Raw genomic sequence first — 20523 nt, 5'->3', positions numbered from 1 at the left:
GCCGGGCGTGGCGTGGCCTACGCTTAAGGCATGAGTGAGATCCCCGCGTACACCCTGAACGATGGCCTGGATGTTCCCGCGATCGCGCTGGGGACCTACAACCTACGTGGCGCCTCGGGCGTCTCCTCAATGGTCTCGGGCATTGAGGCCGGGTATCGCATGCTCGATAGCGCCTTTAACTACGAGAACGAGGGCGCCCTCGGTGCCGCCGTGCGCCGCTGCGGCATCCCCCGCGAGGACCTGCGCCTCGTCTCCAAACTCCCCGGGCGCCACCAGCACTACGACGAGGCCGTCTACACCCTCGAAGAATCCCTCATGCGCGCCGGCCTGGACTACTGGGACATGTACCTGATCCACTGGCCCAACCCCAAGCGCGGCCTCTACGTCGAGGCCTTCCAGGCCCTGCTGGACGCCCGCGACCGCGGCCTCATTCGATCCGTCGGCGTGTGCAACTTCCTGCCCGAGCACCTCGAACGTGTGCACGCTGAGACCGGCGAGTACCCGAGTGTCAACCAGATCGAGCTGCATCCCTACTTCCCACAGGCTGCCGCGCTGGAGTATCACGCGCAGGTCGGCGTGCTTACCGAATCGTGGAGTCCCCTGGGGCGCAAGTGGCGCATCGTCGAAGACCCCGCGATCGTCGCCCTGGCATCCGAGGTGGGTGTGTCCCCGTCGCGTCTCATCCTGCGCTGGCACTACCAGCTCGGCACGATGCCCCTGCCCAAGTCTGGTAACCCTGAGCGCCAGCGCGAAAACCTCGACATCTTCTCCTTCTCGCTGTCTGACGAGCAGATGGCTGCGATCAGCGCGCTTGGCCGCCCCGACGGCCGCCAGGCCGACCAGAACCCGGAGTACTACGAGGAGTTCTGACTTTTTGGATGTTGCTTGCGGCCCCACGGGTGTTCCGGGCGCCGGAGGCCCCGGCCGCCCGCGAGGCTAGGCGACCTCACTTCGTTCGGCGCCGCGCCTCGAAGCCCGCCCGTGCCCTCCGGTCCCTCCGGCGCCCTCCACACCAGTGGTTCCTGGCGTGCTGATCGGCGCGTCGTCTCGAAGCCTGGCCAGGCCCCGCTGCCGTCCACCGGCACCGCGGTAGGTCCCTCCGGTGCCCTCCAAGCGTGCGGTGCTTTGCAATTTCGCATGCAATTCCCCGGACTGTATTTCAGATCTTGTAATCGAATCGTTGATATTCTGCGGTTTTTTGGCGTGTGTTGATTCCTGCACTGGGTGAATTGCATGCGAAATTTGTGAGTCCGAGGTCTTCCTAACGTCCGTTGGCCTCCGCGTCGGTGGGACCGTTGCTGGGCGGCCGCTATGCATCGTTCAGGTGAGACAAAACTCGCCCAGCGCAGCTGGTTTATCGCGTGCGCGAGAGAAAAATCGCCCAGCGTGCGCAAAACACCCCAAATTAGGCGCTTTTGTGTCAGCAGGGCGAATTTTGTCTCGCGCAAGGCCATATAGGCCTCGTGCTGGGCGAAGAATGTCTCGCCTACGCGTGCCCAGCTAGGCTCTCAGACCATGCGGCGACCCCCACGCCAGCCGCGTTCGGGTGCTAGTGAGTGCCTTGCCCTCAGTAATTTCGCACGTAATTCCCTGGAGGCTACTTCAAACCTTGAATTCACGTCGTTGCAATTGCAACGTTTGTGGACGGTCTCCAAAAGTGACCGCGGGAAATTATGTGCGACTTTTGTCTGACTCTGACTCTGGCTCTGGCCCTGCCGCGGCCCTCGAGCATCGGAAATCTCTCGCGTGAAACCGCCATCGCCTTTGCTCGCTCGTAAGTGCCTGGGGTTGAAACCGCCATCGCCTTTGCGGGTGGGAATTGGGTGTTTTTGTTGTGTTTTTCGGTCGCAGTGGTGTTGTCGGTTTCAACGGTTGCCGTTCAGGGGTGCGCAGTGGCGATGGGGGTTTCATGCTGGCCTGCATCAGTGGCTGCAGAGGTGTCATTGGTTGCAAAGTCAACACGGGCGGGGTCCTGTGCGCGAAAAAGTTCGCCCTGCTCGGCCCAGGCCGGTCACGCCCCAAGGCCCAAACGAAGCGCCCGCCCACGCGACATGCGGGGGCGGGCGGTACGGCAAAGGCTGATTGGAGTCCAAGCGCTGCACGCAACGTGCGGAAGGTAAGTAGCTACAAGCAGTGCACACGACACTACAGCCGCAAGCGATGCAAGCGCCGCGCGCTCACTTCTTCTCGAGCGTCACTCGGTACACGTTGGTCTCACGCAGCTGGAAGCCGGCGCGCTGGTAGAGGCGGTTCGCGGCCTCGCGCGAGGGGCGCGAGGTGAGGTCGACGGTACGTGCGCCGATCTTCTGAGCGTGCTCGATCGCGGCGACCACGAGGGACTGGCCGGCACCCTGACCGCGGGCGGCCTCGTCAACGACGACGTCTTCAATCCACGCGCGCACGCCCGTGGGGATCTCGAAGGTGGCCAGCGACAGCATGCCGAGGATCGGGTGATTGCCCTCGGAATCAGCGGTGTCGGGGCGGAACACGAAGAGGTGCACGCCGGACTGGGAGAGGAAGCGCTCCACGTCGGCCTCACTCATTGGCGCGGCAGAGCGGGACAGCTGGGGGATCAGGCGCCCCATAGCCTCGTGGATTTCGGGCGTGGCGGCGGTGATAAGTTCGACGGTCATGTTTCTCCTAACGTTAGGTCCAATTGTAACGGGCCGGGGCCGGGGTGGGCCGCGCGATCGGAGCGATTTACGCGCGCTCGAGGAGGAGGGCGACCTCGGCGTGGGTCGTGTGGGGGAACATGTCGAAGAGGCGGCCTTCGATGGGGCGGAGCGTGGGCATGGCCGCCAGGTCCGTGGCCAGCGAGGCGGGGTTGCACGAGGAGTAGATGACGCGGGGCGCGTCGCACTCGTTCAGGTAGGTTGCCAGGTCGGCTCCGATGCCTCGACGCGGCGGGTTCACGACGATCACGTCGGGCACCTCCTCGGGCGCCTGGGCTCGAGCCCACGAGGTCGCGTCGTCCGCGATGAAGGACGCAGCCGACCGTGGCAGGCCCGCGTGGCGGGCGGCGCTGATCGCCGAGGAGATCGCCCCGGAGGACACCTCGACGCCGGTGACGCGCGGGAATCCGGCTCGCGCGGCGGCGAGTGCGAAGCCGCCGACGCCGCAGTACAGGTCCCACAGGCTCTCGGGCAGACGCCCGTCGGCGAAGGGGCGCGACGCCCACAGGGTAGCCTGCTCATACAGGGCGGAGGCGACGGATGCATTGGTCTGCGCGAAGGAGCGTGGCCCCAGCTCGAGACCCTCAACGCTGAGCGGCAGCGTGCGCGCCCGCGTCAGGATGATCTCGTCGGGGCCCTCGACGATGGCCTCGTGCGTGGGGTGGATGTTCGCCGTGACGACGTGGGCGCTGGGCACGAGGTCGCGCAGCAACGGCAGCGCCGAGCGAATGTCGGAGACGCGGTCGCGCGTGCGCAGCACGAAGCGGATCATGAGCCGCTGGCCGTCGCCCACGGTGATGAGGATGTTCTTGAGCTCCCCGCGCTTGGTGGGGACGTCGTAGGGCGTCAGATCGAGGGAGCGGATGAAGCGCTTGAGGCCGGGCGTCGCGCGGTTGATGGCGGGGTGCTGGATGGGGCAGCCGGGCAGGTCGACGCCGCGGCGGTCGGGCCCCAGGACACCCAGGGTGGGGCGGCGGCGGGTTCCTCCGACGACGAGCTTTGCGCTCGTGCGAAATCCCTTCTCCGGGGACGAGGCCGGGGCCAGCCAGGAGATTTCGCCGGCTCCCGGGACGGGGGAGAGGGTGGCTGCGACGGCCTCGACCTTGCCGGCGAGCTGACGCTCGTAGGGCTGGGGGAGGAGGGAGCAGGACCGGCAGGTCCCGGCGTCAAAGTGGTCGCAGCGCATTGCTCCAGTGTAAGTGGGGGCGGGGCGTACCGTCAGGTACGCCCCGCCCCCATCTGTGGTGGTTATGCCCACGCGGTGCTTAGGCCTTGGCCCGGCGTGAGCGGCGGATGAACGCCGTGCCCGCTCCCGCGGCGATCAGCGCGGCTGCCACAGCGAGCAGCGCGTTGGTGCCGGTGCGTGCCAGGCCGCCCTTGCCGCCCTGCTCGGGGGTGGGCGCCGGGGCGGCGGAGGGCTGCGCGCTCGGAGCGGCGCTCGGGTCCTCGGCGGGTGCCGGCGGCGCGGTGACCGTCAGCGGCGCGGAGGCCGTCACGGCGGGCGTGGTGGACTCAGCGACGACCGTGTGCTCGCCGGCCTCGGTGTCGGCGGGGACCGTCACCTCTGCGGTGAAGTCACCGTTCGCGTCAGTGGTGGCGGTGCCGACCTCGACGGGCTCAGAGTGCAGCGTGAGCGTCACGGTCGACTCGGGGGCGAAGCCCGTGCCCTTCACGGTGACGTTCTTGCCGGCCTCGACGGTCGACGGCTCGACGGTCACGGCGGGGGTCGAGAGCTTCTCGGCCTTGACGGTGACCGACTTGACGGTCGTGTCCTTGCCGAAGCCCTTGAGGGCGTACGCCGGGTTGTCGTATTCCAGGGTCACGCGAGCGGTCTCGTTCGCTCCGATCGCGAAGGGGCCGACGCCTTCCTTGAGCTCGGCGACGGTGAGGTTCTTGATGACCTGTCCGTTGACGCTGACCTTGTACTTCGCGTAGGCGTCCGTGAAGCCCTCGGTGTCGAAGGCGACGCTCACGCCCGAGGCGACCTGGTCGCCCGAGGTGATGGAGGCCGTGAAGCTGGTCTCACCGGTCTTGGGGGTGGGGGCCTTGAACTTTTCGAGGCCGGAGGCGGGGATCGTGGTCGCCTCGGTGCCGATGGTGGTCAGGCCGGTGGGCACGTAGTTGGGCGTGCCGTTCGTGGTGACCGTGACGACGGGGAGGATCTCGTCGGGCTGCGCGGGTAGCGTGATGACGAGGTCGTTGCCCTCGACCTTGTAGGTCAGAGCCGCGTCGGAGCCGTCCAGCTTCACCGAGGAGATGTCGTTGGCGCCGGCGCCGCGCAGCGTGATCGTGCCGTCGGCCGGCCACTTCTCGATGCCCAGGTAGATGTGGGAATCATCGACCATGGTCTTGCCCCAGGTTTCGATGGGGAAGTGGGTCGGGCGCGAGTTGTTGAGGACGCCGGGGTGTGCGCGGTTCCAGTCGCCGATGCCCTTGAGGACCGAGGCGTCCCACGGGTCGTAGGAGCCGTCGAACTTCGGGCCGACGTTGAAGAGGAACTGGCCGCCCAGGGCCACGGTCGAGAACATGTTGCCCACGATCTCGGTGGTCTTGGTGTGGGCGCCGCCCGGGGCCTTACGCAACGCCGTCGTGTTGTCGACGTCGATCATGTGGTCCCAGTCTTCCTCGGAGTAGTCCGGGTAGCCGGTGTCCTTGAACTTGGGAGCAGCGTCGTCCCAGTTCGCGTAGCCCCAGGTCTTGTGGAAGATCGAGACGGCCGACTCCCAGGGACCCTGGGTCTGCTCGGACTGCATCTCGTTGTCCCAGCCGACCTCGAAGTCCGCGCGGTCGTTACCGACGCGCGAGTTGATCATGATGTTCGGCTGGAGCTCGTGCGCCCACTGGCGCAGCTGGTCGGACTGCTCGGGGTTCGGCTTGCCCATGTCGTACCAGAGCTCGGCGATCTCGCCGTACTTGCCGCCGAGGAGTTCCTTGAGCTGCTCATGGATGTAGTCCATGTAGCCCTCTTCGTTCAGCGTATTGTCGTTACGCCACGGGTTCTCGGGCTGCTTCTCCCAGTCGATGTTGGAGAAGTAGAGGCCGAACTTGATGCCGACCTGCTTGCAGGCCTGCGACAGCTCGAGGAGCGGGTCGCGGTGCGAGGGCGACTGCTTCGTGAAGTTGTAGTCGGTCGTGGCCGTGTCCCACATGGCGAAGCCGTCGTGGTGCTTGGAGGTGATGAGCAGCATCTTCATGCCGCTGTCCTTGGCCTGCTGACACCACGCGGTCGCGTCGAAGTTGGGGGCTTCGAAGGTCTGGGCGGTGGCCAGGTACTCCTCGCGCGGGATGCCCTGCAGCGGGATACGGGAATCCCAGGTCTGCTGGTGGCCCCATGCCTTGATCTGCTCGGGGTAGCCCACTTCCTGCTTCTGGCCCTTGTACCAGCCTGCGTAGGAGGAGTAGACGCCCCAGTGGATGAACATGGCGTACTTCATGTCCTGCCACTCGGATACCTTCGCCTCGCTCGAGGCGGCGACGGCTGCAGGGATCGCGTAGCGCGCGTCGTAGGTGGCCTGGGGGCGGGGGTGCCGGACTGGGCACCGTCGGCTGCTGGCGTGTCGGCCAAGGCGGGACCTGCCATTCCTAGTGTCAGTAGGCCGGCGAGGAGGCCGCCAGCCAGTCGGTTCGTGATGCGCATCAAGTCTCCATTGATTGACGGGACTCTCGGTCGTTGAGAGCGTTACTAGTTTGCCAGAGGAGGGGTGTAGTACGCCACTTTCGAATTTTGCAAAAACTTACGACAAGCTTTCGTTCGACTTACGACCGTTTGACACTATGCAAATTTCCGCACCATGTGGCCGCGTTCTACCTGGCCAGGTGGAATGGAATAAAACTGAGAAAAGAAAGTTGAGTACATCAGACTCAGCTTTTGAGTAGCTCAAGCTTGCGGGACTCGACGATGGAATAAAAGTCGGTCCTGCAAAGTTGAGTACATCAGACTCAAGTTTGAGGGCTTCGGGTTGCGGAATAAAAACCCTGCTCCTAAAGTTGAGTACAACAGACTCAAGGATGTGTCGGGACCCTCCCGGCACCACATAGACCACACAGACCAACGCGAGCCGCTCCAGAAGCGGAGACGGCTGAGCGAACGAAAGGACAACAACCATGGCACGTGCAGTCGGCATCGACCTCGGTACCACCAACTCCGCTATCGCCGTCCTCGAAGGCGGCGAGCCCACTATCATCCCCAACGCCGAAGGCGCTCGCACGACCCCCTCGGTCGTCGCCTTCTCCAAGACCGGTGAGGTCCTGGTTGGCGAGATCGCCAAGCGCCAGGCCGTCACCAACGTCGACCGCACCATCTCCTCCGTCAAGCGCCACATGGGCACCGACTGGACCACGGAGATCGACGGCAAGAAGTACACCGCGCAGGAAATCTCCGCGCGCATCCTCATGAAGCTGAAGGCTGACGCCGAGGCCTACCTGGGTGAGCCCGTCACCGAGGCCGTCATCACCGTCCCCGCCTACTTCAACGACGCTCAGCGCCAGGCCACCAAGGATGCCGGTCAGATCGCCGGCCTGAAGGTCGAGCGCATCGTCAACGAGCCCACCGCCGCGGCCCTGGCCTACGGCCTCGAAAAGGGCAAGGAAGATGAGCTCATCCTGGTCTTCGACCTCGGTGGCGGCACCTTCGACGTGTCCCTCCTCGAGGTGGGCAAGGATGACGACGGCTTCTCCACCATCCAGGTGCGCGCCACCTCCGGCGACAACAACCTGGGTGGCGATGACTGGGATCAGCGCATCGTCAACTGGCTGATCGACCAGGTCAAGGCTAAGACCGGCGCCGACCTGTCCAAGGACGCGGTCGCCCTCCAGCGCCTGAAGGAAGCCGCTGAGCAGGCGAAGAAGGAGCTGTCCTCCGCGACCTCCACGAACATCTCGCTGCAGTACCTGTCCATGACCGCCGATGGCCCCATCCACCTGGATGAGTCCCTCACGCGCGCCAAGTTCGAGGAGCTCACCTCCGACCTGCTCGAGCGCACCAAGAAGCCCTTCCGCGATGTCATGGCCGAGGCCGGCGTGACCGTCTCCGAGATCGACCACGTCGTGCTCGTCGGCGGCTCCACCCGTATGCCCGCTGTCACCGAGGTCGTCAAGGAGCTGACCGGCGGTCGCGAGCCCAACAAGGGCGTCAACCCCGATGAGGTCGTCGCCGTGGGCGCCGCCCTGCAGGCCGGCGTCATCCAGGGTGACCGCAAGGACGTCCTGCTCATCGACGTGACCCCGCTGTCGCTCGGCATCGAGACCAAGGGCGGCGTCATGACCAAGCTCATCGACCGCAACACGGCCATCCCGACCAAGGCCTCGGAGATCTTCTCCACCGCCGAGGACGGCCAGCCCTCCGTGCTCATCCAGGTCTACCAGGGTGAGCGTGAGTTCGCCCGTGACAACAAGCTGCTCGGCACCTTCGAGCTGTCCGGCATCGCCCCGGCCCCCCGCGGCGTGCCGCAGATCGAGGTCACCTTCGACATCGACGCGAACGGCATCGTTCACGTCTCCGCGAAGGATCGTGGCACCGGCAAGGAGCAGTCGGTGACGATCACCGGCGGTTCGTCCCTGCCCAAGGAGGACATCGACCGCATGGTGCGCGAGGCTGAGGAGCACGCCGCCGAGGACAAGAAGCGCCGCGAAGAGGCCGACACCCGCAACCAGGCTGAGCAGACCGTCTACGCGACGGAGAAGCTGCTCAAGGACGAGGCCGACAAGATCTCCGAGGAGACCCGCGAGGCCGTCCAGAAGGACGTCGACGCCGTCAAGGAAGCCCTCAAGGGTGACGACATCGAGGCCGTGAAGACCGCCATGGCGACCCTGTCCGAGTCCGGCATGAAGATCGGCCAGGAGATCTACGCCAAGCAGCAGGCCGACGAGGCCGGCGCCCAGTCCGCGCCCGCGCAGGACGACGTCGTGGACGCCGAGATCGTTGACGAGGACAACAAGTGAGCACCGAAGAAACCAACGGTTTCTCGGCGCCCAACGAAGACGCCAACGTCGCCGGGGCCGACTCCTTCGAGTCGGCCCCGGCCGGCCAGGCGGCCGAGAACAACGAGACCGCACCCGGCGCGGATGACGCTGCCCAAGCCTCGTCCGAGGGTTCGACCGACGACATGAGCGCCTTCGAGGAGCAGATCGAGGACTCCGACCTCGCCAAGGCCCTCGAGCGCATCGCGAGCGTCGAAGACCAGCTGGCCCGCGCCAACGCGGAGCTGTATAACCAGGGCCAGGAGTACGCCAACTATGTGCGCCGCTCCAAGGAGGCCATCCCCGGCCACAAGACCGCGGGCCAGGATGAGGTCATCGAGTCGCTCATCAGCGTCCTCGACGACATCGCCGCCGCCCGCGCGCACGGCGACCTGGAGGACGGCCCCTTCGCGTCGATCGCCACGAAGCTCGAGGAGACGCTCAAGACGCGTTTCGAGCTCGAGCGCTATGGCGCTCCGGGCGACGACTTCGATCCCGCCCTGCACGACGCCCTCATGGCGACCACCAGCCCGGACGTCGACCATCCCGTCATCGGGCAGGTCCTCGCGAGCGGCTACCGCCGTGGCGAACGCGTTGTGCGCGCCGCGAAGGTACTGGTGAACAACCCTGAATGACATCGACACGCTCGCAACTGAAAGAGAGGTGACACGCGCGTGAGTGAACAGGAATGGTTCTCCAAGGACTTCTACAAGGTCCTCGGAGTCGACAAGACAGCGGACAAGAAGGCCATCACCAAGGCCTACCGCAAGCTGGCTCGGCAGTGGCACCCGGATCAGAACCCGGGCGACAAGGCCGCTGAGGCCAAGTTCAAGGAAATCGGCGAGGCCTACGCCGTCCTGTCCAATGACGAGGATCGTAAGCGCTATGACGCGATCCGCGCGATGGCTAGCGGCGGGGCACGCTTCTCCGCCGGATCGGGCGGCGCGGGCGGCTTCGAGGACCTCTTCGGTGCCTTCGGCGGCGCCGGTGGCTTCGGAGGCGGCGGCCATAACGTGCGCTTCCAGACCTCCGGCATGCCCGGCGGCGGGGCGGGCTTCGAGGACATCCTCTCCGGCCTCTTCGGCGGTGGCGGCGGTGGCGCGCGTTTTGGGGGCGACCCCTACGGTTCGCCCTTCGGCGCCGCCGGTCACGCCCAGCAGGCGGCACCCACCCCTGAAAAGGGCGGGACCGTGCGCGCCAAGCTGGCCATTTCCTTCCGTCAGGCCCTGAACGGCGCGACCCTGACCATCAAGGTCGGCGGCTCTCCGATCAAGGTCCGCATCCCCGCGGGTATCAAGGACGGCCAGAAGGTCCGCGTCAAGGGCCACGGCAAGCCCGGCATCAACGGCGGTCCCGCGGGCGACCTCGAGGTCGCCGTGACGGTCAAGCCGCATCCCGTGTTCTCGCGCGAGGGTGACGACCTGGTCCTCACCCTGCCCGTGACCGTGTCCGAGGCCATCCTCGGCACCGTCGTTGACGTGCCGATGATCGACGGCAACACGGCCACGGTCAAGGTGCCCGCGGGTTCCTCCTCGGGCGCTGAGATCCGCGTGCGCGGCGGGGGAGTGAAGACCTCCAAGGCGACGGGCGACCTGATTGCCCGTGTCGCCATCCAGATTCCGGAAAAGCCGAGCCGCGACCTCAAGAAGCTCGCGAAGGAGATGGCGAAGGCCGAGGGCGACCTCGACGTGCGCGCATCCCTGATCGAGGCCGTGGAGGAGTAAGCCATGGCGAAGACGGGATCGGACGATGCGATCACGTTCGTCATCTCGGTTGCGGCCGAGTTGGCGGGCATGCATCCGCAGACCCTGCGCCAGTACGACCGTCTCGGCCTGGTGATCCCCGCCCGTACAAAGGGGCGGGGACGCCGCTATACGAAGCGGGACGTGCAGCGTCTGCGCGACGTGCAGCGGATGAGCCAGGAAGAGGGTATCAACCTGGCGGGTATCCGACGTATCCTCGAGCTCGAGCGGCGCGTCGAGGCCTTGGAAGAGGAGCGGGACGCCCTGCGTGGGGCGGTCGCCGAGGCCGAGGCTAAGCGCAATCGCGTGTTTGCTGCGTCTGCTGACGGTCAGGTCATGCCGATGCGACGAGGCCAGCGCCCATGGGATAGCTCCTCGAGGTCTGAGGCTCGCTCTGGAGGCTCTCTCACCGTGTGGAATCCGGTGCGGGCGCTCGCGGCGCTCGCCTCCTCCGAGGCTTCGGCGCGTTCGGCACTTCCGGCTGCGCCGCGATCGAATGGGCGCGCGGTGATTGAGGGGACGATCGTCTCTTGCCGCTAGGGCATCGAGACATAAAGGACTGCGGGACCCATCCAAAGGATGGGTCCCGCAGCATATTCGATCGAGGATCCGGGGGCACACAGGATCCCCGACCGAAGCCTGGAACAGGCGACAGGCTTTCGCCTGCTGAACATAGTTTTACCAGGTCACGGCCGGTTTCGATAGTTGATTTTTGGGGTGTGGACCGCTTGGCGCAAACGTGCAGGGGATGCGCGAAATGTGTGCGTCAGATTCGCTACTATTTTTTGGAAATGCCCCCTGACCTGCAATTTTGTTCGCGGATGCGCCTTTTCCTTGAAAATGCTCGTGTTGTGAGCCGGTGGGACGGTGCTCTGAGGTGGCTCATCGGTCGATATTGACCGGTGGGATATATCTACGCCGTCACAGAGAGATGGCGTGGATAACGTTGGTATGCAATACGTAACTATCTGTGCAGGTCAGATGGGTATCAGCGTGTCGCGCGAGGAAAGCGGTCCCCGCAGCGCCCCTCGTTCGTGTCCTGATAGAAAGGGTCGAGATGCGTCAGCGGCGCGACCGACGCCCCGCATGCGTTAACGTGGACGCATGACGAAATCTTCGCATCACCTCTCGGTGCGCTCGCGCGTGGCCAAAGCGGCCGGCGGTGCCGCCCGCTTCGCCTCCCGGGCCCTCGGACGCGGATCCGGCGGCATGATCGGCGGTGAGGTTGCCATGCGCATCTCGCCGAAGTTCCTTTCGGAGCTGGCAGCCCCCTACTCCTCCGTTATCGTGACCGGCACGAACGGAAAGTCGACGACGACCCGCATGGTGCGGGCGGCCCTCGAAAGCGCCGGACCCGTGGCCTCCAATATCAATGGCGACAACATGACCTCGGGCGTCATTACGGCCCTCATGCAGGGTAAGGAGGCGACGCGTGCGGCCCTCGAGGTCGACGAGATGCACGTGCCCGCTGTCGCCGCCGACGTCAATCCATCGGTCTTCGTGTACCTGAATCTCTCGCGCGATCAGCTCGACCGCGTCGGCGAAATCGGCTCCGTTGAGCGTCGCCTGCGTGACGGGGCCTCGGCCCACCCGGGTGCCGTCGTCGTTGCGAACTGCGACGACCCGCTGATCGTTTCCGCTGCTGCCGACAATCCGAACGTCGTGTGGGTGGCCGCAGGCGCCGGTTGGGGAGGGGACTCCGCTGCATACCCGCGCGGTGGCCGCGTCGTCCGCTCCGGCGAGGATTGGCACCTGATCCCCGCCTTCGACGGCGAGGAACTCCCTGAGCTCAGCAGCCGTCCTCAGCCTCAGTGGTGGCTCGAGGACGTCGAGCTGGCCCCCGAGGGGCCGCGTGCGACGCTGCGTGGACCCGACGGCGTCAGCGTCCCCCTCGAACTGAAGCTTCCCGGGCGAGCCAACCTTGGCAATGCCGCGCAGGCCGTCGCCGCCGCCGTCGCGATGGGCATTGACCCCGCTGCTGCCGCCGCGGCCGTCAGCGCCGTCACCGAAGTCGCGGGACGCTACTCCGTCCACGATGTCAACGGACGCAGTGCGCGCCTCATGCTCGCCAAGAACCCCGCCGGATGGCAGGAAGCTATGACGATGATCGACCCGCGCGTCGACCAGGTTGTCATCGGTGTCAACGGCCAGGTGCCCGACGGCCAGGACCTCTCCTGGCTGTGGGACGTCGACTTTTCCGCCGTCAAGCAGCCCGGCCGCCGCGTCGTAGCCTGCGGTGAGCGCGGCGCCGACCTGGCCGTGCGCCTCGAATATGCGGGCGTCCACTGCGACCTCGTTCCGCTGCCCATGGACGCCCTCGCCGCGTGCGAGCCCGGCCGCGTCGAGATGCTCCTCAACTACACGGCCATGCGCGACTTCAAGGTCCTGCTCGATCGAAAGGAAGGCACGCGATGAGCACCTCCATGCTGCGAATCGGCGTCCTCATGCCCGAGGTCCTGGGCACCTACGGCGACAGCGGCAACGCGCTGATCCTCGCCGAGCGTGCCCGCAGGCGCGGCATTGATGCCGAGGTCGTCCACGTCGGCCTGACCGAGGAGATCCCGGACAGCCTGGACATTTACACTCTCGGAGGTGGTGAAGATACCGCTCAGGCACTCGCGGCCGACAAGTTCCGCGGCACCTCCGGTCTCGCCCGTGCCCTCGACGCGGGGCGCCCCCTCCTCGCGATCTGCGCGTCCCTGCAGGTTCTCGGCCACTGGTACGAGGATGCTCGCGGCGTGCGCGTTCCCGGCATGGGCGTCCTCGACATTACGACGCGCCCCCAGGGACACCGAGCGATCGGCGAGCTCGTCTGTGAGCCCGTCCTCGACGGCTTGACCCAGACCCTCACCGGCTTCGAAAACCACGGTGGTGGCACCGTTCTCGGCCCCGATGCCTCCCCGCTGGGACGCGTCATCTCGGGCGTCGGAAACGGCACACCCCAGGGAGAGGAAGCGCCCGAGGTGCGCTACGACGGCGCCGTTCAGGGGTCCGTCATCGCCACCTACATGCACGGTCCCGCTCTGGCTCGTAACCCCGAGCTGGCGGACCTGCTGCTTGAGCGCGCTACGGGCGCAACGCTGGAGCCGCTCGACGTGCCGGGTGTCGCTGAGCTGCGGGAGGAACGCCTGAGCGGAGTTTCGCTAAGCTGATACGCGACCAGAACTCGGAATTTTTCACCGCCGATTCCGCGCAGCGGTCGCCGGTGTGCTATGTTGGCACGTTCTCGTCAATCTGCGCGGCTTACTCACGAGTCAAGTAGATGTCTCATCAGAAAGGCATAGACATGTCGAATCCCTCCTACGGTCCCGCGGACCAGCAGAACGCGGTACCCACGAACGGCACCTCCTACCCGGGTGCCGCAGCCCCGCAGGGCTACGGCGCTCCCGCGCCCGTGGCCATGCCGAAGCTGCCCGGTCGAGGCGGCGCTATTACCACGCTCGTTCTCGGCGTGGTGCTCATGGTTATCATCGCGCCGGTCGTCTTTTTTGCCACGATGATCGCCGGTATCGCCGGTACTGAGGGTAATGCGGTCAAGGGCGGCACCACCGCCAATGGCAGCGTCGTCACCGTGACCGCGGACGGCGTCTTCATGGTGCGCGGCGACGCGCACAAGGATCCCTCCTGCTCGCTGGTCGGCGCAGACGACAAGAGCTACGAGCTGGAACCCTACGCTGGCAGCGAGGACGTGTACCTGGTGGAGCACGTGCCCGCGGGCTCGTACGTGCTGCAGTGTGACGGCATCGCCAGCGGTGCGAACATCACCGCATTCAACGCATCGCCTGAGGTTGTGGCAAAGGTCTTCGCCATGCCCTTCGTGTGGGGAACCGTCGTCGGTGTCACCGGTCTGATCGTCCTGATCGTCGGTATCGTTCTCCTGGTGAAGGTGAACGGCAAGCGCCGCCGCATCACGCAGGAAGCCATGCTGAGCGCCGTGCGCTGACTCAAGGTCCACAAAGGGGACGAGGCCTGGGGAGCTATCCCGGGCCTCGTCCCCTTTGCGCTTCCCTCTGACGCTTTCCCCCACGGCAGGAAACAGCGTACGATCGAGGGTTATCTGAGCGTTCCAATCGCGTCGGCGCACTGTTCAGTCCGCGTGCCGCATTGTTATGCTTAAGTAAAATTTCCTTTAGGAAGGCACGCGCATGTCGAATCCCACCTACGGTGTCCCGGGCAATCAGGGCACACCCTGGCCCCAGTACGGTGACAACGGAGCGGGAGCTCCGATGCAGGGTATGCCCATGCAGGGCATGCCGATGCAGGGAGGACCTCAGAACTTCCAGGGTGGAGGCTACGGTGGTCCGGCCCCGATGCCGATCGTGAAGGGCCCCAGCAAGGCCCCCGGCACCATTCTCATCGTCCTGGGCGTCCTCGCGTCTTTTGTCGCCGCCCCCATCCTTTTCTTCGTCCTCATGTTCCAGGGGCTTACGGGCATAGCTGAAAACATGGCCGCTGGCGCTGTCGTATCGAACGGTGGGAACGTCGAGGTTGGCGCTAACGGTAGCTACACGGTGTCTCTCTCTCCCGATAAGGCGTCCTCGTGCGCGCTGATCAATGCAAGCAACCAGAGCTTCGAGATGAAGCAGCTGCAGGGCAGTGGGGAGGTGTTTTACCTCGATGGTCTGGCGCAGGGTACTTACAGGATCCAGTGCCAGGGCCTGCCGTCCACCGCACGGATCACGGGACTTCCCGCGAGCGGTGAGGAGATGGTGGGTTCGACCACCGGCGCGTTCCTGTGGAGCACCGTGGTTGGCGTCACTGGCATCGTCCTGCTGATCGTCGGTATCGTCCTCGTGGTTCGAGCCGGCAGTAAGACCAAAGAGCTTCAGCAGCAGGCCATGATGTCAGCGATGTACTGACCCGTGCGACGTGATCAGGGGCGAGGCCCGGACAGACTCTCCGGCCTCGCCCCTTTGTCGCACTAACACCACCACGAGGAAGGACGCCATGGACACCCTGTCTTTCACGGGAGAACGCCAGCTTCGATACCCGGCCCCCGACGTCGCGCGCGGCTTCATGCTCGCGCTCATTGCGCTCGCAAACGTCCCCTTTTGGCTCAGGTACTTCCCGGAGGCGCCTCACGCCGGGCATGCGGCGCTTGCGGCGATGGGCAGCGCCGACCAGTGGTGGTACCTGGCGCGGACCCTGTTCGTTGATCGCAGGGCCTACCCGCTGTTCTCGATCCTGTTCGGTTTCGGCATGGCGATCATGGCCTCGCGCACGATGGAACGTGAGCGCCGGGCCGCCATGGAGACCTTCACTGCCGAGGAGGTTGCCGGCTGGCATCCCGTCCAACGACAGATTGTCGAGGAGAACGTCGAGCGTTATGCGCGCCGCACGGCCTCGCGCCTGATTCGCCGTCGCGGCTGGTGGATGCTGGCCTTCGGCCTGGTGCATGCTGTCTTCTTCTCGGGTGACATCATCGGGGCGTATGGCCTGGTTGCGGTGGTTTTTGCTGAGGTGATCGTCATGACGCGCGCATGGGTGCGTGTGCTGGTCGGCGCACTCATTGGCTCCTTAAGTCTGCTGGGAATCTGGTCGATGGCGGCGTTCATGGGCCGAGAACCGATGATGTTGGAGTTCCACGATCCTGTATCGCTGGACGTGGGGTATCCGCTGGTGTCTGTTGCCTCCTGGCTCATCGCGACGCCGATGACTGTCCTCACGGCTCTGGTGGTTCCCTGCGTCATGATCGGCGTGGGCGTGGCGCGCTGGGGCCTCCTCCAGGACCCGCGTGGGCGTGGGGCGTTGCTGTCCGGCATCGCGGCGTGCGGCCTGGGGATCGGAGCACTCGGAGGGTTGCCTTTCGCGCTCATGCAGCTGGATTGGGCATTCGCTGGCTCGGCCGCCTGGTCCTACCCGCTGTTCCATGCTTCGGGGGTCGCGGGTGCGTGCGGCTGGCTGGCGCTTCTGGCCCTCGTGGGCGGCGGCCCGCGCGAGAAGCTGGGCACCGCGTGCGCTTTCCTCAGCGCGATCGGTCGTCGTTCGATGACCGCCTACCTGTCCCAGACGCTGCTCTTCATCCTCATCTGTGGGTTGTCGATCTCGTTTGGTGTGCGCTCGTTGGGCGTCGCCGTGTCCGGCCTGATCGCGCTCGTCGTGTGGGCGCTGATCGGCGTGGGCTGCGCCATCGCCGAGGCTTTGGGATCGTCGCGCGGTCCCGCTGAGTGGGCGCTGCGCTGGCTGGTCGCGAAGAGCGCCAAGAAGAGGCCGATGCCGGCCTTCGTGCCCCTTCCCGTCGTCCGCTCGGGCGCGTCCACAGGAGTCGCGCCGGCCTCGTCGTTCCCGGTGGCTCCGGACCCTGCGCCAGGTGTCGAGCCCAAGGGGAGTGCGCAGGGCAGTACGTGCGAAGGCGAGTGAAATTTTCCTATTTAATAGAAATGAGCTCTGCGTGCAAGGGCTATATCAAAATGTGAGCAACGAAACATTTGTTATGAAGTGATGTGAGCACTGTGGGGTGAGCTGCGACGATGGCGACGCGCCGTCTTATTGCGAGTCCGCTCCGGGGCCCTGAAACTGTCAAGGGCGTTGGTTTTTCGCGGTTTCTGCGCTACTGTGAAGTTACCAAGACACGTGCTGGTAACACGATGAGGTGAGCTGAGGAGGCGCCAATGGGTATGCATGTGCAGATCGCAGTCAGGGGCGATCGGCGCGCTCTCGCCCCATCGGTAGCGACGCAGTGGCGCGTCATCAATCATCGGCACGACTAGGGGTACATCATGGGCTGGCTATGGCGGGCGGATGCCGACGGAGGAACCGACGGTGAGGAGACGCCTCGCCGCCGCGAACTGCCGGACGATACCGCCTCTGATATGGAACAATGGGGAGGTAGCAATGCAGCACCTCCGGAAGGAATTGTCACGGGTAATTCGGAGTTTGAAGCCAATCGTTTCGATATGGTTCGTCCCATCACGCAGGAGCGCCTAGGGCTCCTTTTTGACTCTGAGGGGTGGGCGTGGCGTATCGATAGCGATGGAGATCTCTGCGGTTTCTGGGAGGGGCATCTGTTCTGCTTCCGCTTCCTCGGAGACTCGCGCGAGGTGCTGTCGATCGTTGCCTTCATGAAGAGCCTCGTTCCCATTGAATTTGGTGAGGATCTGCGTGACTTCCTGCAGGCGTGGCACGGCGAGTTCCTGTGGCCCAAGGCCTACGTCGCCGATCAGGACGAGGGGGACCGTGTCGTCGCCGAGGTGAATGCCGATTACGAGTATGGTGCGACGGATGCGCAGCTCGTGCAGCAGGTGATGTGTGCGCTGGCGACAACCCTTCAGCTTTTCCGCGCGCTCGAGGAGCGCTATGGCCTTGATGATGATGAAGGGTCCGGTCCTGCCGGCGGTCATCAGCGCGGGTTTGATGGCCCTGCCTGGCTTCCCGAGAGCTGACTCACATCCTCCCCAAAATTGAAGTTGAGTGGAATAGACTCAACTTCGGCTTCGTTGTGTCTGTCAGAAGGCGTTGAGTAGCTCGACGCCACCAGACAAACCATTTGGAGGAGTGATTTCATGGCACGTGAAATGACGACAAAGGCGCAGGAGGCCGTCTCCTCTGCGCTCCAGGCTGCCGGTGCAGCCGGTAACCCGCAGGTGGAGCCCATCCACCTGCTCGAAGCACTGATTGAACAGCGCGAAGGTATCGCGCTCTCCCTGCTCGAGGCCGTTGGGGCCGACGTGCGCGCGATCGGCGCGCGCACTCGCAATGCCCTCGTGGCGCTCCCGAGTGCGCAGGGCGCATCCGCCGGAAGCGCCCAGCCCTCGAACGCTCTTCTCGCGGTCGTTCGCGACGCTGGCGAGCGCGCCGAGGCTGGCGGCGACCAGTACATCTCGACCGAGCATCTGCTGATCGCGCTGGCTGCGTCGCAGACCGAGGCGGGGCGTATCCTCACCCAGGGCGGCGTCGAAGCTGATGCGCTGACGCAGGCCCTCGCGCAGCTGCGCCCCGATCCGATCACCTCGGCGGACCCCGAGGGGTCCTTCGAGGCCCTGTCCAAGTACGGGCGGGACCTGACGGAGGTGGCGCGCGAAGGCAAGCTCGATCCGGTCATCGGCCGCGACAACGAGATTCGCCGCGTCGTGCAGGTCCTGTCCCGTCGTACCAAGAACAATCCTGTTCTGATCGGCGAGCCCGGCGTCGGCAAGACGGCCGTCGTTGAAGGCCTCGCCCAGCGCATCGTTGCGGGCGACGTCCCGGAGTCCCTGCGCGACAAGCGCCTCGTCTCCCTCGACGTTGCGTCGATGGTTGCCGGCGCGAAGTACCGCGGTGAGTTCGAGGAACGCCTGAAGGCGGTCCTCGCTGAGATTCAGCGCTCGGACGGGCAGATCATCACCTTCATCGACGAGCTGCACACCGTCGTTGGTGCGGGTGGCGGCTCCGAAGGTGCGATGGACGCGGGCAACATGCTCAAGCCCATGCTCGCCCGCGGCGAGCTACGCATGGTCGGCGCGACCACCCTCGACGAGTACCGCGAGAACATCGAAAAGGACCCGGCGCTTGAGCGCCGCTTCCAGCAGGTGTTCGTCGGCGAGCCCTCGGTTGAGGACACGGTTGCGATCCTGCGCGGTATCGCGCCGAAGTACGAGGCGCACCACAAGGTGACCATCTCCGACGGTGCGCTCGTTGCCGCGGCGACCCTGTCGAACCGCTACATCACGGGGCGTCAGCTGCCTGACAAGGCGATCGACCTGATCGACGAGGCGGCCTCGCGCCTGCGCATGGAGCTGGACTCCTCGCCCGTCGAGATCGACGAGCTGCGCCGCAGCGTGGATCGCCTCCGCATGGAGGAGTCCTACCTGACCGAGTCCGATCCGGAGGGCCTCGATGAGGCTACCCAGGAGCGGCTGAGCAAGCTGCGTGCCGACCTCGCTGACCGCGAGGAGAGCCTGCGTGCTCTGACGGCTCGCTGGGAGGCTGAGAAGGCTGGCCACAACCGCGTTGGTGAGCTGCGCGTCCAGCTCGACTCGCTGCGTACCCAGCTGGACCTGGCCGTGCGCGAGGGACGCTGGGAGGAAGCCGGGCGCCTGCAGAACGGTGAAATCCCGGCCGTCGAGCGTCAGATTGCTGAGGCAGAAGCGCAGGCCGAGGAGCAGGATGCTCGAAGCGACGACGAGCCGATGATCGCCGAGAAGGTCGGCCCCGCAGAGATCGCCGAGGTGATCGAGGCGTGGACCGGAATTCCGACGGGTAAGCTCCTGCAAACGGAGACGGACAAGCTCCTGCACATGGAGGATGAGCTCGGAAAGCGCCTGATCGGTCAGAAAGATGCCGTGCGTGCGGTGTCCGATGCGGTCCGTCGCTCCCGTGCAGGCCTGTCTGACCCGAACCGTCCGACCGGTTCGTTCCTTTTCCTCGGCCCGACGGGTGTGGGTAAGACGGAGCTGGCCAAGGCGCTCGCGGAGTTCCTCTTCGACGACGAGCGTGCGATGGTGCGTATCGACATGTCCGAGTACTCCGAAAAGCACTCGGTGGCGCGCCTCGTCGGTGCCCCTCCGGGGTACGTGGGCTACGAGCAGGGCGGTCAGCTGACCGAGGCGGTGCGTCGTCGTCCCTACTCCGTCGTTCTGCTGGACGAAGTTGAGAAGGCCGATCCTGAGATTTTCGACATTCTTTTGCAGGTTCTGGATGACGGACGTCTCACTGACGGACAGGGGCGGACGGTCGACTTCCGCAACACCATTCTGATCCTCACCTCGAACCTCGGATCGCAGTTCCTGGCGGACCCGGACTTGACACCCGAAGAAAAGCGGGAGTCTGTCATGTCCGTCGTGTCGGCGGCCTTCCGTCCGGAGTTCCTCAATAGGCTGGATGAGACGGTCATGTTTGACGCTCTTACCCGCGAAAATCTGGGCGAGATCGTCGATTTGCTCGTCGCGTCGCTGGAGTCTCGCCTGCGCGAGCGTCGCATCGGTTTGACAGTAACCGAACCGGCCCGTGGATGGCTCGCTCGAGTCGGCTACGATCCGGCCTTCGGAGCGCGCCCGCTGCGCCGCTTGATTCAGCGCGAGATTGGCGATCGACTGGCCAAGCTGCTGCTCAGTGGAGACGTTCAAGATGGTCAGAATGTGACAGTTGACATCAACGATTCCATTGACGGGCTTGTCATGAATGTTGATAAACCCTGAGATTGCGCGGTACACTGACTACCAGTGTGTATTTCG

Annotated in this window: 14 protein-coding genes and 1 pseudogene; 12 read left to right on the top strand and 3 right to left on the bottom strand. The window is 65.2% G+C overall.

Features of this window, described 5'->3' with window-relative positions; translation table 11 throughout:
- The first annotated feature begins 30 nt into the window (after positions 1-30).
- A complete protein-coding gene (locus FBF35_RS09265; protein WP_060565853.1) occupies positions 31-870 on the top strand; it encodes an aldo/keto reductase in 840 nt (279 codons plus the stop codon).
- A 1307-nt stretch (positions 871-2177) separates the two neighbouring features.
- On the opposite strand, the gene FBF35_RS09255 is transcribed toward FBF35_RS09265, so the two are convergent.
- The 3 genes and pseudogenes from FBF35_RS09255 to FBF35_RS09245 all read right to left on the bottom strand — a co-directional run bounded on the left by FBF35_RS09255 (position 2178) and on the right by FBF35_RS09245 (position 6309).
- Positions 2178-2633 (bottom strand): GNAT family N-acetyltransferase, encoded by a 456-nt coding sequence (locus FBF35_RS09255; RefSeq protein ID WP_060565852.1) that lies wholly within the window; start codon positions 2631-2633, stop codon positions 2178-2180.
- Positions 2634-2700: 67 nt separating this feature from the next.
- A complete protein-coding gene (locus FBF35_RS09250; RefSeq protein ID WP_060565851.1) occupies positions 2701-3858 on the bottom strand; it encodes a methyltransferase domain-containing protein in 1158 nt (385 codons plus the stop codon).
- A 79-nt stretch (positions 3859-3937) separates the two neighbouring features.
- Positions 3938-6309 (bottom strand): annotated as a pseudogene (locus tag FBF35_RS09245) (alpha-L-fucosidase).
- A 467-nt stretch (positions 6310-6776) separates the two neighbouring features.
- On the opposite strand from FBF35_RS09245, the gene dnaK reads away from it, so the two are divergent.
- The 11 genes from dnaK (at position 6777) to clpB (ending at position 20487) form a co-directional block, all read left to right on the top strand.
- A complete protein-coding gene (dnaK, locus tag FBF35_RS09240) occupies positions 6777-8612 on the top strand; it encodes a molecular chaperone DnaK (protein WP_007590341.1) in 1836 nt (611 codons plus the stop codon).
- Positions 8609-9265, top strand: coding sequence for a nucleotide exchange factor GrpE (locus FBF35_RS09235; protein WP_007590345.1), 657 nt, complete (start codon positions 8609-8611; stop codon positions 9263-9265). Before dnaK ends, FBF35_RS09235 begins: the two co-directional genes overlap by 4 nt.
- Before the next feature lie 39 nt (positions 9266-9304).
- On the top strand, positions 9305-10354 hold the full coding sequence (locus FBF35_RS09230; protein WP_060565849.1) for a DnaJ C-terminal domain-containing protein: 1050 nt from the start codon (positions 9305-9307) through the stop codon (positions 10352-10354).
- A 3-nt stretch (positions 10355-10357) separates the two neighbouring features.
- Complete coding sequence (locus tag FBF35_RS09225) at positions 10358-10912, top strand: heat shock protein transcriptional repressor HspR (protein WP_060565848.1); 555 nt, start codon at positions 10358-10360, stop codon at positions 10910-10912.
- Positions 10913-11476: 564 nt separating this feature from the next.
- Positions 11477-12787 (top strand): Mur ligase family protein, encoded by a 1311-nt coding sequence (locus FBF35_RS09220; protein WP_187348949.1) that lies wholly within the window; start codon positions 11477-11479, stop codon positions 12785-12787.
- Positions 12784-13524 (top strand): type 1 glutamine amidotransferase, encoded by a 741-nt coding sequence (locus tag FBF35_RS09215; protein WP_060565847.1) that lies wholly within the window; start codon positions 12784-12786, stop codon positions 13522-13524. Before FBF35_RS09220 ends, FBF35_RS09215 begins: the two co-directional genes overlap by 4 nt.
- 134 nt (positions 13525-13658) lie before the next feature.
- Complete coding sequence (locus FBF35_RS09210; RefSeq protein WP_060565846.1) at positions 13659-14315, top strand: hypothetical protein; 657 nt, start codon at positions 13659-13661, stop codon at positions 14313-14315.
- 202 nt (positions 14316-14517) lie between these two features.
- On the top strand, positions 14518-15231 hold the full coding sequence (locus FBF35_RS09205) for a hypothetical protein (protein WP_060565845.1): 714 nt from the start codon (positions 14518-14520) through the stop codon (positions 15229-15231).
- Between the two features lie 88 nt (positions 15232-15319).
- On the top strand, positions 15320-16732 hold the full coding sequence (locus FBF35_RS09200; RefSeq protein WP_060565844.1) for a DUF418 domain-containing protein: 1413 nt from the start codon (positions 15320-15322) through the stop codon (positions 16730-16732).
- A gap of 359 nt (positions 16733-17091) precedes the next feature.
- On the top strand, positions 17092-17754 hold the full coding sequence (locus tag FBF35_RS09195) for a YbjN domain-containing protein (protein ID WP_060565843.1): 663 nt from the start codon (positions 17092-17094) through the stop codon (positions 17752-17754).
- A gap of 120 nt (positions 17755-17874) precedes the next feature.
- Positions 17875-20487 (top strand): ATP-dependent chaperone ClpB, encoded by a 2613-nt coding sequence (gene clpB / locus FBF35_RS09190; RefSeq protein WP_060565842.1) that lies wholly within the window; start codon positions 17875-17877, stop codon positions 20485-20487.
- The last annotated feature ends 36 nt before the right edge of the window (positions 20488-20523 follow it).

Origin of the sequence: Schaalia odontolytica (genome assembly GCF_005696695.1) — a bacterium.
In the GTDB taxonomy this organism is placed as follows: domain Bacteria; phylum Actinomycetota; class Actinomycetes; order Actinomycetales; family Actinomycetaceae; genus Pauljensenia; species Pauljensenia odontolytica_C.
Note: the sequence above shows the minus strand (reverse complement) of the source record. Positions and strands in the feature narration are given on the sequence as shown.